The following is an 11,676-nucleotide window of genomic DNA, read 5'->3' as shown; positions in this document are numbered from 1 at the left end:
CCCATAGTCCTTCTTCAGAACCTCGATCACCGCTTCAAAGAATTGGGATTTTTCCCGCGCTTCCTTGAGCTGGACCTCCAGTTCCTTGATCCGTTGCTCCGGCGTGAGCGTCTGGCTGTTCGGTGATTGGGCAGGGTCACTCATACGACCGTAGTGTGCCATCGCACCCCAGCTCTGGCGACCGTGCTTGCGCAACCAGACCAGAACCGTCGACCGGCCTTGAATGCCGTAACGCTCCTGCGCCTGCTTGTAGGTCAGTTCGCCTTTTTCTACTTGCTCGACCACCGCCAGTTTAAAAGCCAGCGTGTAGTCCCGCTGTGTCCTCTTAATCCCCGTTTCCATCTGACTTCCCCTTTCTTTCCAGAAAAGGTGTCAACTTCTTTCAGGACGGGTCAAGTGCAACAAAAAAGCCGGCTCGAAAGCCGGCTTTTTTGCGTCGCTGGAAGAGCGTTACTTCTTGGCAGCGTCGGCGGCTGCAGCAGCTGCGTCCTTGGCAGCGTCGACTGCGGTGCCGGCAGCGGCAGCGCTGTCCTTGGCGGCTTCGACGGCGGTTGCAGCGGCTTCCTTGGCGGCTTCGGCCGGGGCAGCGGCGGGAGCAGCCGCCGGGGCAGCTTCCTGAGCGGGAGCAGCAGCCGGGGCGGCGGCGGGGGCTTCGGCCTTCGGAGCTTCGGCCGGCTTGCCGCAGGCGGCAACGGCGAGGGCGAGCAGGGAAGCAACGAGGAGCGACTGTTTCATGTTCGGTGTCCTTTCTTGTGGGGGCTAGATGGATGATCAGTTCCAGCCGGGCAAGCGTAAACGGAACCCCACCCGGTGAACCTCAGGAAATTCTAGCATGTGATTCGGTTGTGCCAATAGTTTATTGGTGCAACGCAATAAGGAAAAACGATAAGTCAAATACCAAGCGGCGTGCCGACAGCACTTGTCTCGCCATTCACCCAGAATGTTCCGAATTGCGTAGCGAGGTGTGCCAGCGTGCCCGATGCGTCGGTGCTGCTCTTCCCCCGCGGCAGATCCTGGTGGAAGCGGGTCACGAGGTGGCGGTCATCCGCGATCAGGAAGGGCTGGCTCCAGCCGCGTGCGCCAACGTCCGCGGTACGGACACTGGTGCAGTGTGCGTAGTGGCTGAGCAAGCGCGTGAGGCGAGGGCAGTCCTTTTGCAGCCAGGTGGTGGAATGCAGCAGGATGCGCAGAGTGTCGCGGCGCCTGCTCTGCGAGCACAGGCGCTCGAGTTGCTCGATTCCCTGCGGGCTTTCGAGACCCGTCTCGCGCAGGTCGGGATCGAAGATGATCACCGTTTGCTGCGCGTTCTCCAGGGCGTCGATGAGCGCTGCGCGGTATTCGCCGTAGCTGTCGAAAGTCTGTTCGCGTGGAGTATCCATGGTCGGGGCGTGCACGGTGGGCCGGGCGGGGGCGGGGGCGGAGGCCGGATGCAACCGCCTGTTTGCCGCCCGTTCGCAGCAATTATAGAACCCGGCGGGTAAAGCACTCTGCGAGTAGGTAAAATCGCGCTCTTTTGGGCGGACGCTTGATGCCGGTTGCTGTCATCGAATCACTGGACCATGAAGGGCGCGGCTTCACCCGTGTGGACGGCAAGGCGGTGTTCGTCGATGGCGCATTGCCCGGCGAGACGGTCGAGTACAGGGTGGTGCGCCAGAGGCCGAGCTACGACCTGGCCGAGCTGGAGCGCGTGCTCAAGCCCAGCGGGCAGCGGGTGGTGCCGCCCTGTCCGCATTACGGTACGTGCGGCGGCTGCTCGATGCAGCATTTCGATTCGGTGGCGCAGGCGGCGACGAAGCAGCGCGTGCTCGAGGATGCGTTGTGGCACATCGCCAAGGTCACGCCGGCAGTGATGTATCCGGCCATCCACGGGCCGGCATGGGGCTATCGTTACCGCGCGCGCATCGGCGTGCGGATGGTGCCGTCGAAGGGCGGGGTGCTGATCGGTTTCCACGAGCGGCGCAGCAGCTACATTGCCGACATGCAGAGCTGTGCGGTGCTGCCGGCGCATGTGTCGGCGCTGTTGCCGGCGCTGCACGAACTGGTCGCGGGACTGTCGATTCCCGACCGGCTGCCGCAGATCGAGATCGCGGTGAGCGAGGACATCACGGTGCTGGTGTTCCGCAACCTGATGCCGTTCACGCCGCAGGACATCGCGCGCCTCGCGGCGTTTGCCGATGCGCACGGCGTGCAGGTGTGGCAGCAGCCGGGCAGCCCGGCAACGGCGAAGCCGCTGCATCCGAAGAAGGGGCCGGGGCTCGCCTATACCCTGCCCGAGTTCGACGTCACGCTGGACTTCCTGCCGACGGACTTCACTCAGGTGAACGTCGACATCAACCGGCTGCTGATCCGGCGCTCGATGCAGCTGCTTGACCCGCAGCCGGGCGAGCGCATCGCCGACCTGTTCTGCGGTCTGGGCAACTTCAGCCTGCCGATCGCGCGCCGCGGGGCGCATGTGATCGGGGTCGAGGGCAGCGACACGCTGGTCGCGCGGGCGCTGAAGAATGCGCGGCGCAACGGCCTGGCGGAGCGGACCGAGTTCTACGCGGCGAACCTCTTCGAGACCACCGAGGACAGCCTCGCCGCGCTCGGCCGCCTCGACAAGCTGCTGATCGATCCGCCGCGCGAGGGGGCGATCGCGGTGGTCAAGGCGCTGAGCGAGCAGCAGATGCCGCCGCGCATCGTGTATGTGTCGTGCAACCCGGCGACGCTCGCGCGCGATGCGGCGGTGCTGGTGCGCGAAAAGGGCTACGTGCTGCGTGGCGCAGGGATCGCGAACATGTTCCCGCAGACCTCGCACGTCGAGTCGATCGCGCTGTTCGAGCGGGGCTGACATGCGAAGGCGGGGTGATATACTCCGCCGCTTCCGGAGGTGTGGCAGAGTGGTCGATTGCACCGGTCTTGAAAACCGGCAACGGGCAACCGTTCGTGAGTTCGAATCTCACCGCCTCCGCCAGATCCTGTCCATGTTCCCCGCATCTTCCGGCGACCGGATCTTCCACCCATCATTCTGCGCATGCCCCGCGTCATTCTCCTCAACAAGCCTTTCGGCGTGATCTGCCAGTTCACGGCGGAGCCGGGGCGGCCGACGCTGAAGGATTTCGTGGCGGTGCCCGGTGTGTACGCGGCCGGGCGGCTCGATACGGACAGCGAGGGGCTGCTGCTGCTGACCGATGACGGCGCGCTGCAGCACCGGATCGCGGATCCGCGCCACAAGCTGCCCAAGACCTACGTCGTGCAGGTCGAGGGGGAGCCGGACGAAGACGCGCTGGTGCGGTTGCGCGGGGGCCTGGATCTGGGGGATTTCGTGACGCGGCCGTGCGAGGCACGGCGTATTGCGGAGCCCGACTGGCTGTGGCCGCGCGATCCGCCGGTACGTTTCCGCAAGAGCGTGCCGACGTCGTGGCTGGAGATCGTGCTGCGCGAGGGGAAGAACCGGCAGGTGCGACGGATGACCGCGAAGGCGGGGTTCCCGACCTTGCGCCTGATCCGCGTGGCGATTGGAGCCTGGTCGCTCGCGGGTCTGCCGCCGGGGGCGTGGCGCGCCGAGGAGGTGGATGGCGGGCGCTTCGGCAGCGCAGCACCGGGGCGCAGGCCCGGATCCTCAGGCATCCGGCGTGCTTAGCCGCGCTGCGGTGCGCGCGGTAGAATCGCGCTTTCCCATTTATTCCCTCAGGGCTTGCCGGCGATGAATGTTCCGTCTCTTTTGGGCCGCTGTGCGGCGATCGTCACGCTGGCCGCCACCTTTCTGCCCGCGGCCCGTGCGGAATTGCCGATGGTGGAGCTGGGGGCGGGGATGCACCGCATCGAGGCGGAACTGGCGCATACCGATCAGGCACGCCAGATCGGCCTGATGAATCGCAAGGCGATGCCGCTGCAGCGCGGGATGGTGTTCGTATTCACGCAGGATGCGCGCCATTGCATGTGGATGAAGAACACGCTGATTCCCTTGTCGGTGGCATTCATGGATCGCGACGGGCGCATCCTGAACATCGCCGACATGCAGCCGCAATCGGAGGTCAGCCATTGTGCCGCGGCGCCGGCGCGCTTCGCGCTGGAGATGAACGCGGGCTGGTTCGCCGCGCGCGGCATCGGCGCCGGTACGGTGATCCGCGGCATCGACCGGCTGCCTGCCGGGCGCTGAGGCGTCGATGGCGGCGCGTCGGCCGCCGCAGTTTCCAAGACGCGATTTAGGGCTGTTTTCCCGCGCTTATCCGGCGGCGGGGCTTGCCGGTGTGCGGCGATAATTGCCGCACGTCGCCGAGTGTCCGTGCTGAACGGGCCGTATCCGGCGTGCAGGCAAGGAGTCGGCCGTGGCCGAAGACAGCGATCTCGAGAAAACCGAACAGCCATCGTCACGACGGCTGGAGCAGGCCCGCGAGGAAGGGCAGGTTCCGCAGTCGCGCGAGCTGTCGACCTTTCTCGTCCTGATCGCGGGCGTCGGTGCGCTGTGGATGATGGGGGAATGGATCTCGGGGCGCATGCTCGGCATGTTGCGCGCCGGCTTCGCGATCGAGCGGGCACGTGCCTTCGATGCGAAGCTGATGCTGGAGAGCTTCGGCGACCTGTTCACCGATGCGCTGCTGACGATGATGCCGCTGTTCGGCGTCCTGATGGTCGCGGCGATTGCGGCGCCGGTCCTGATGGGGGGCTTCGTGTTCGCGCCCAAGATGCTGGGGCTGAAGCTCGAACGCATGAATCCCATCCAGGGTATCGGCCGCATGTTCTCGATGCACGGACTGGCGGAGCTGGTGAAGTCGCTGCTGAAGGCGACGGTGGTCGGGCTGATGGGCGTCTACGCGGTGTGGCGCGAGCACGAGCACATCTTCGGCCTGACGGGCGAGGCGGTGGAAGCGGCGGTGCCGGACTTCCTCGAGATGGTGCTGTTCGCGACGTTGCTGATCATCATGGGGTTGGCGATCCTCGCGCTGATCGACGTGCCCTTCCAGCTGTGGCAGTACAACAAGAAGCTGCGCATGACGAAGGAAGAGGTCAAGCGCGAGAGCAAGGAACAGGAAGGCGATCCGCAGATGAAGGGGCGCATCCGCGCGATGCAGCGCGAGATGGCGCGCCGCCGCATGATGACGCAGGTGCCGAAGGCGGATGTGGTGGTGACCAACCCGACGCACTTCTCGGTGGCGCTGAAGTACGACGCGGACAAGATGCGCGCACCTATCGTCGTCGCGAAGGGCCGCGGCGAGGTCGCGCTGAAGATCCGCGAGTTGGCCAAGGAACACAAGGTGCCGATGCTGGAGGCGCCGCCGCTGGCGCGTGCGCTGTACAAGCACTGCGAACTGGAGCAGGCAGTGCCGGGGGCACTGTATACGGCGGTGGCCGAGGTGATGGCCTACGTGTATCAGCTCAACCACTGGATGGCTCACGGCGGGCTTCCGCCCGCGGCGCCCGGCAAGCTGCCGGTGCCCGCCGACATGGACCCCGGCGCGCCCGACTGAGCGGGCGTGCGGAACCGACGATGCGATAGAGGCTGGCAATGAACGATGTCCTCAACCTGCGAGCGCTGCTGACGCCGACGAACCTGCGGATGCTGGGTGCGCCGATCTTCATCATCATGGTGTTGTCCATGATGGTGCTGCCGTTGCCGGCGTTCGCGCTGGATGTGTTCTTCACCTTCAACATCGCCGTGTCGGTGATGGTGATGCTGGTGGCGATGTACACGCGCCGGCCGCTGGAGTTTTCGGTATTCCCGACCGTGCTGCTGGTGACGACGCTGCTGCGCCTGGCGCTGAACGTCGCGTCGACGCGCATCGTGCTGCTCGAGGGCCACACCGGCCCCGACGCCGCGGGCAAGGTCATCGAGGCCTTCGGCCACTTCCTCGTCGGCGGCAATACGGCGATCGGCCTGGTGGTGTTCGTGATCCTGGTCGTCATCAACTTCGTCGTCGTGACGAAGGGTGCCGGCCGGATTGCGGAAGTGAGCGCGCGCTTCACCCTGGATGCGATGCCCGGCAAGCAGATGGCGATCGACGCGGACCTCAACGCGGGGCTGGTCGACGAGGCGGAGGCGAAGCGCCGGCGCAAGGAGGTGGCGCAGGAGTCGGAGTTCTTCGGCGCGATGGACGGTGCGTCGAAGTTCGTGCGCGGGGATGCGGTCGCGGGCATCGTGATCCTGCTGATCAACATCGTCGGCGGGCTGCTCGTCGGCATCGTGCAGCACGACATGCCGGCCGGTATCGCGGTCGAGACCTACACGCTGCTGACGATCGGCGACGGCCTCGTCGCGCAGATCCCGGCCCTGATCATTTCGGTCGCGGCGGGCATGGTCGTGTCGCGCGTCGGCGACGACGCCGACGTGGGCGGCCTGGTGATCAACCAGGTGTTCTCGAATCCGCAGGTGCTGATGCTCGCGGCGGTGATCATCGGCGTGCTGGGCCTGATTCCCGGCATGCCGAACCTGGTGTTCATCCTGATGGCCGGCTCGCTCGGCTGGCTCGCATGGCGGCGCTTCGGCATCGTGCGCAGGGAGGCGGCCGCGGCAGCACGCGTGGCGCCCGAGGCTGCGGCGGCGGTGCCTGCGGCCGAGAGCCAGGAGGCGAGCTGGAACGACGTCGCGCCGGTGGACGTGCTGGGGCTGGAGGTCGGCTATCGGCTGATCCCGATGGTCGACAAGGGGCAGGACGGCGAGCTGCTGAAGCGCATCCGCGGGCTGCGCAAGAAGTTCGCGCAGGACGTCGGCTTCCTGTCGGCACCGGTGCATATCCGGGACAACCTCGAGCTCAAGCCGAACGCGTACCGCATCGCCCTGAAGGGGGTCGAGATCGGGTCCGGCGAGGCTTATCCGGGCCAGTTCCTGGCGATCAACCCGGGGCGCGTGACCGGGCCGCTCGCCGGGCGCGAGACGCGCGATCCGGCGTTCGACCTGCCGGCGTACTGGATCGACGCGAGCCAGCGCGAGCAGGCACATGCGCTGGGCTACACGGTCGTCGATGCGAGCACGGTGGTCGCGACGCACCTCAATCACCTGATCCTGAACTACGCCGCGGAGCTGCTCGGGCGCCAGGAGACGCAGGCGTTGCTCGACCACATCAGCAAGACGACGCCGAAACTCGTCGAGGACCTCGTGCCGGCGTTGCTGCCGGTGGCGACGGTGCAGCGCGTGCTACAGAACCTGCTCGAAGAGGGGGTCAATATCCGCGATATGCGCACGATCATCGAGACGCTCGCCGAGAACGCGCCGCGCACCCAGGATCCGCTCGAGCTTACCTCGCGTGTGCGTCAGGCGCTGGGCCGCTCGATCCTGCAGAGCCTGTTCCCGGGCAATGCCGATATCCAGGTGATGGCCCTCGATCCGGCGCTCGAGCGCATCCTCATGCAGGCGATGTCGACGGGTGGCGGCGATGGCGGCGTCATCGAGCCGAGCCTCGCCGACGGCATGCTGCGGCACGCGGCGGAGGTATCGCAGCGGCAGGAGGACATGGGGTTGCCGCCGGTGCTGCTGGTGCCGCCGCAGCTGCGCTGGCTGCTGTCGCGCTTCCTGCGCCGTGCGGTGCCTTCGCTCAAGGTCATCGCGAATTCGGAAGTGCCCGAGACGCGCACGATCCGCGTCACGGCGATGGTCGGCGGCGCCGCGCGCTGAGCGCTTTTGAGGAAACCGTCGCGGGCCGGATTTGCGGGGGGAAACCCGGTCTATTCCGCGCTATCGATCCGCCTCCCCGCCACCATAATCGGTTCCATGCTGCGCACAGAGCGCGGTAGTCGGGAGAACCACCATGAACGTCAAGCGCTACTTTGCCCCCTCCGCCCGTGAGGCCCTGCGTGCCCTGAAGGCCGAACTCGGTGCCGATGCCATCGTGCTGTCGAACCGCGCGGTCGAAGGCGGCGTCGAGATCCTGGCCCTGCCGGCAGACGACGTCGGATCGCTGCCGGGGACGCCGCGCGCTGCCGGCCCTTCGCCCCAGCCGGCCCCGCGGTCGGCCCCCGTTGCGCCCGCAGCGGCGGCCGAGGACGACGACTTCCAGGTGAGCCTGTCGGGACGCGCGCCCGCGGCTCCCGCCGCGACGCCGAAGCCGGCAAAGATCATCCGCCCGTTCAATCCGCCGCGCATGGAGACGGCCGACTATGTGATGCGTACGCGCGCCGCGGCTCTGAGCGAACAGTACTCGATCGATGACTGGAGTGCTCCCGATGCGGCGCCCGCTCCGCTTGCCGCGGCCACGGCGCCCGCTCCGAAGCAGGCGGTCCCGGTCGCAGCGCAGGTCCGCGCCGCCGAGCCCGCACGCGCGGTCGAGGACGAACGCATCCGTTCGCTGCAGGAAGCGAACGTCCAGCTGATGAAGGAAATGGCCGGTATCCGCAGCATGATCGAGCGCCAGCTCGCGGGTTTCGCGTGGGGCGAGACCCGGCGCAAGGCGCCCGCACGGGCGGATATCGTCGGCGAACTGCTCGAAGCCGGTTTCTCCAGCGTGCTTGCGCGCCGGCTGGCCGAATCCGTGGATGAGGAGGCTTCGCCGGAGGACGCCCGCGCTGCGGTGAAGAATGCCCTCGCGCGCGACCTGCGCGCGGTCGCGTCGGATGCGGACATCATCGACCGCGGCGGCGTGTATGCGCTGGTGGGGCCGACCGGCGTGGGCAAGACCACGACGACGGCAAAGCTCGCGGCACGCTGCGTGGTGCGCCACGGGGCGGAACGGCTGGCACTGATCACGACCGACGGCTACCGCATCGGCGCGCAGGAGCAGCTGCGCATCTACGGCCGCATCCTCGGCGTCCCGGTGTTCTCGGTGCGCGATGCGGCCGACCTGCGCCAGACGCTCGCCGAGCTGCGCAACAAGCACATGGTGCTGATCGATACGATGGGCATGAGCCAGCGCGACAAGATGGTGGCCGAGCAGGCGGCGATGCTCACCGGTGCCGGCGACGTGCGCCGCCTGCTGCTGCTCAATTCGACCTGCCGCGGCGACACGCTTGCCGATGTCGTGCGTGCCTACAGCGGGCCGGACCTGGCAGGCTGCGTGCTGACCAAGGTCGACGAGGCGGCGTCGCTCGCCCCGGCGCTGGATGTGGCCGTGCGCAACGACCTCAACGTATTCTATGTCGCCAACGGCCAGCGTGTGCCGGAGGACCTGCATCTGCCGAATCGCGCCTACCTGCTGCATCGCGCGCTGCGCGAGCAATCTGCCGAGTCGCCGTGGAAGCTGCAGGGCGACGAAGCGGCGCTGATGCTGGCGGCCGGCGGAGTCTGACATGATCGACCCGCGGGAAGACCAGGCGGCCGGGCTGCGGCGCCTGTTCCGGCGCGCGCCCCCGACGGTTGTCGCGCTGTACGCGACCGGACGCCGCCGTGCGCATGCCGCGTTGCAGGCGGCGCACCGTATCGCCGGGCACAGCCAGCGCGTGCTGCTGCTCGACGAGGTGCAGGGCGAGGACTCGCTGGCCGGGGTGCTCGGCCTGCCGGCCGGGGGAGATCTGTTGAGCGTGCTCGGTGGCCGCAGTTCGGTGCGGGAGCTCGTCCAGCCGGTGCCGGGCCTGCTCGGGCGCGTGCCGGTGGCCGCATGTGCTCTCGCATTGCCGCTGCTCGACGACGAACGGCGCGACTGCGTGCTCGATGCATTGCGCACGCTGCAGCGCCCCGCCAGCTTCATCCTGATCCATTCGGCGTGCGAAAGCGCCGCCGATCCGTCGCCCTTCGCGCTGGCGGCACCACGCCGTCTGGTCGTCGCCGAGGCGAGCCGCAGCGGTGCGACGGACGCCTACCAGGTGATCAAGGGCCTCGCCGTTGCCGGGGCGGGCTCGCTGCACGTGGCGGTGTGCGGTGCGCGTGGCCGTGCCGACGCCGCGGCATTCTTTCGCAGCCTCAACGAACTGGTGCGCCGCCACGTCGGGGTGCCCCTCGCCTGGCTGGGCGAGCTCGAGCGCGACGAGCTGGCAACCGGCCTGGGGCGCAGTGCGGCGGAAGCGTCTCCGCGCGATGCGGAAGCCGCCTTCCTGCGGCGCCTCGCGGCTTTCGGCAACGCACAGGCCGGCGCGGCGGCAATGCGCGGGAGACAGGCATGGGATTGAGCGCGTACCCGTTTGGCAAAAGCGGGCCGGCAGGGGGACAATGGAAATCCGCTGGTTTGCCCCCAGATGCGGAAACCCGTCCGGGCCGGAAGAAAATACAGGCGAAGTGGATGTACGACGCAGCAGGTAATCTCGACAAGAACCATCTGGTGGAGGCCTATGCCCCCCTGGTCAAGCGCATCGCCTATCACCTGATGGCGAAGCTGCCGGCCAGCGTGCAGATGGACGACCTGATCCAGAACGGCATGATGGGCCTGCTGGATGCGATCAGCCGTTACGAGGACGGGCTGGGCGCGCAGTTCGAGACCTACGCGGTGCAGCGCATCCGCGGCGCGATGCTCGACGGCCTGCGCGAGAACGACTGGCTGCCGCGCAGCATGCGGCGCGACATGCGCCGCATCGAGTCGGCGGTGCACGAACTCGAGCAGCGCAACGGGCGTCAGCCGAGCGAGGCGGAGCTCGCGGAGCTGCTGGGCATGCCGCTTGCCGAGTACCAGCGCATGCTGCAGGATGCGCGCGGCTACCAGCTCGTGCATTTCGAGGACTTCACCGACGGCGAGGGCGAGGACTACTTCGAGCGCCACCTCGGCGAGCACGAGTCGAATCCGGCCGACATCCTCGAGAAGGCCGACATGCGTAACGCGCTCGTGCGCGCGATCGAGGATCTGCCCGAGCGCGAGAAACTGATGATGGCGCTGTACTACGACGAGGAGCTCAACCTGCGCGAGATCGGCGAGGTGCTGGGCGTTTCCGAGTCGCGCGTGTGCCAGCTCCACAGCCAGGCTGTGGCGCGCCTGCGCTCGCGCATCGTGGGGACCGCGCGGCCAGCCGGCGCCACGACCGGGGCGCGTCGCGGACGGCCGCCGAAGAATCCGCCGTCCGGCGGCTGAGCGCGCCGGCCGGGGGACTGCGGACATGGACAAGATCAGCGTCGTCGGGCTCACCCTCGGCATCGCCGCCCTGATCATGGGGCAGGTGATCGAGGGCGGCCATATCGCATCGCTCCTCCAGCCCACCGCCTTCCTGATCGTGATCGGGGGCACGCTGGGGGCCGTGATGTTGCAGAGCCCGCTGAAGGTTTTCCGCGAAGGCATCCGCATGACCCGCTGGGTCTTCGTGCCGCCGCCGTCGAGCCATGCGGCGTTGATCCGCCAGGCGACGAGCTGGAGCCAGATCGCACGCAAGGAAGGGCTGCTGGCGCTGGAAGCGCAGATTCCGCGCATCAACGACCCGTTCACCCGCAAGGGGCTGCAGCTCCTCGTCGATGGCGTCGAGCCGCAGCGGCTGCGCGAGGTGCTGGAGGTCGAGATCGACGCCTGGGCGGCGCAGATGCGCCAGGGCGCGCGCATCTGGGAGGCCGCGGGCGGCTACGCGCCGACGCTGGGGATTCTCGGTGCGGTATTGGGCCTGATCCACGTGATGGAGAACCTGACCGATCCGTCGAAGCTGGGGGCGGGGATTGCGGTGGCCTTCGTCGCCACGGTGTATGGCGTGGGCTTCGCCAACCTGGTGTTCCTGCCGATGTCGAAGAAGCTGATGGCTTACGTGGCCGACGGCGTGTCGCAGCGCGAGATGCTCGTCGACGGGCTGGTGGGCATCGCCAACGGCGACAACCCGCGCATCATCGAGAGCCGCATGCAGGGCTACATGGCCTGAGCGTGC

11 protein-coding genes, 1 tRNA gene and 1 pseudogene are annotated in these 11,676 nt (G+C 67.7%); 10 read left to right on the top strand and 3 right to left on the bottom strand.

Features of this window, described 5'->3' with window-relative positions; genetic code table 11:
- From BW991_RS06960 to BW991_RS06950, 3 genes and pseudogenes are all read right to left on the bottom strand, one after another.
- Nucleotides 1–342 (bottom strand): annotated as a pseudogene (locus BW991_RS06960) (helix-turn-helix domain-containing protein); the annotation flags it as partial.
- Nucleotides 343–450: 108 nt separating this feature from the next.
- Nucleotides 451–735, bottom strand: a complete 285-nt coding sequence (locus tag BW991_RS06955) for a hypothetical protein (RefSeq protein ID WP_076601348.1) — start codon at nt 733–735, stop codon at nt 451–453.
- Between the two features lie 155 nt (nt 736–890).
- Nucleotides 891–1,379, bottom strand: a complete 489-nt coding sequence (locus BW991_RS06950; protein WP_076601347.1) for a DUF7931 domain-containing protein — start codon at nt 1,377–1,379, stop codon at nt 891–893.
- 149 nt (nt 1,380–1,528) lie between these two features.
- Here BW991_RS06950 and rlmD point away from each other — a divergent pair, with 149 nt between their 5' ends.
- From rlmD to BW991_RS06900, 10 genes are all read left to right on the top strand, one after another.
- Nucleotides 1,529–2,830 carry a 23S rRNA (uracil(1939)-C(5))-methyltransferase RlmD gene (gene rlmD / locus BW991_RS06945; RefSeq protein ID WP_076601346.1) on the top strand — a complete coding sequence of 434 codons (1,302 nt, stop codon included), beginning with the start codon at nt 1,529–1,531 and terminating at the stop codon, nt 2,828–2,830.
- A gap of 35 nt (nt 2,831–2,865) precedes the next feature.
- Nucleotides 2,866–2,953 (top strand) — tRNA-Ser (locus BW991_RS06940).
- A gap of 60 nt (nt 2,954–3,013) precedes the next feature.
- A complete protein-coding gene (locus tag BW991_RS06935; protein ID WP_084204991.1) occupies nt 3,014–3,622 on the top strand; it encodes an rRNA large subunit pseudouridine synthase E in 609 nt (202 codons plus the stop codon).
- Between the two features lie 63 nt (nt 3,623–3,685).
- A complete protein-coding gene (locus BW991_RS06930) occupies nt 3,686–4,141 on the top strand; it encodes a DUF192 domain-containing protein (RefSeq protein ID WP_076601344.1) in 456 nt (151 codons plus the stop codon).
- 169 nt (nt 4,142–4,310) lie between these two features.
- Nucleotides 4,311–5,450 carry a flagellar biosynthesis protein FlhB gene (gene flhB, locus BW991_RS06925; RefSeq protein ID WP_076601343.1) on the top strand — a complete coding sequence of 380 codons (1,140 nt, stop codon included), beginning with the start codon at nt 4,311–4,313 and terminating at the stop codon, nt 5,448–5,450.
- 38 nt (nt 5,451–5,488) lie between these two features.
- Complete coding sequence (flhA, locus tag BW991_RS06920; protein WP_076601342.1) at nt 5,489–7,591, top strand: flagellar biosynthesis protein FlhA; 2,103 nt, start codon at nt 5,489–5,491, stop codon at nt 7,589–7,591.
- Between the two features lie 133 nt (nt 7,592–7,724).
- Nucleotides 7,725–9,197 (top strand): flagellar biosynthesis GTPase FlhF, encoded by a 1,473-nt coding sequence (gene flhF / locus BW991_RS06915; protein ID WP_076601341.1) that lies wholly within the window; start codon nt 7,725–7,727, stop codon nt 9,195–9,197.
- 1 nt (nt 9,198) lies between these two features.
- Nucleotides 9,199–10,014 carry a MinD/ParA family ATP-binding protein gene (locus BW991_RS06910; protein WP_076601340.1) on the top strand — a complete coding sequence of 272 codons (816 nt, stop codon included), beginning with the start codon at nt 9,199–9,201 and terminating at the stop codon, nt 10,012–10,014.
- Nucleotides 10,015–10,124: 110 nt separating this feature from the next.
- Nucleotides 10,125–10,904 carry an RNA polymerase sigma factor FliA gene (locus tag BW991_RS06905; RefSeq protein ID WP_076601339.1) on the top strand — a complete coding sequence of 260 codons (780 nt, stop codon included), beginning with the start codon at nt 10,125–10,127 and terminating at the stop codon, nt 10,902–10,904.
- A gap of 25 nt (nt 10,905–10,929) precedes the next feature.
- Nucleotides 10,930–11,670: a flagellar motor protein gene (locus BW991_RS06900; RefSeq protein ID WP_076601338.1), complete on the top strand. Its 741-nt coding sequence runs from the start codon at nt 10,930–10,932 to the stop codon at nt 11,668–11,670.
- The last annotated feature ends 6 nt before the right edge of the window (nt 11,671–11,676 follow it).

The sequence above is a fragment of the Aromatoleum tolulyticum genome (assembly GCF_900156155.1).
Lineage (GTDB): Bacteria > Pseudomonadota > Gammaproteobacteria > Burkholderiales > Rhodocyclaceae > Aromatoleum > Aromatoleum tolulyticum.
This window is presented reverse-complemented; position numbering and strand designations above follow the sequence as displayed.

Coding starts and splice junctions, on each gene's coding strand:
- BW991_RS06900 (WP_076601338.1), top strand. CDS start 10,930: ATGGACAAGATCAGCGTCGTCGGGCTCACCCTCGGCATCGCCGCCCTG.
- BW991_RS06955 (WP_076601348.1), bottom strand. CDS start 735: ATGAAACAGTCGCTCCTCGTTGCTTCCCTGCTCGCCCTCGCCGTTGCC.
- BW991_RS06930 (WP_076601344.1), top strand. CDS start 3,686: ATGAATGTTCCGTCTCTTTTGGGCCGCTGTGCGGCGATCGTCACGCTG.
- BW991_RS06910 (WP_076601340.1), top strand. CDS start 9,199: ATGATCGACCCGCGGGAAGACCAGGCGGCCGGGCTGCGGCGCCTGTTC.
- BW991_RS06935 (WP_084204991.1), top strand. CDS start 3,014: ATGCCCCGCGTCATTCTCCTCAACAAGCCTTTCGGCGTGATCTGCCAG.
- BW991_RS06950 (WP_076601347.1), bottom strand. CDS start 1,379: ATGGATACTCCACGCGAACAGACTTTCGACAGCTACGGCGAATACCGC.
- flhF (WP_076601341.1), top strand. CDS start 7,725: ATGAACGTCAAGCGCTACTTTGCCCCCTCCGCCCGTGAGGCCCTGCGT.
- flhA (WP_076601342.1), top strand. CDS start 5,489: ATGAACGATGTCCTCAACCTGCGAGCGCTGCTGACGCCGACGAACCTG.
- BW991_RS06905 (WP_076601339.1), top strand. CDS start 10,125: ATGTACGACGCAGCAGGTAATCTCGACAAGAACCATCTGGTGGAGGCC.
- rlmD (WP_076601346.1), top strand. CDS start 1,529: ATGCCGGTTGCTGTCATCGAATCACTGGACCATGAAGGGCGCGGCTTC.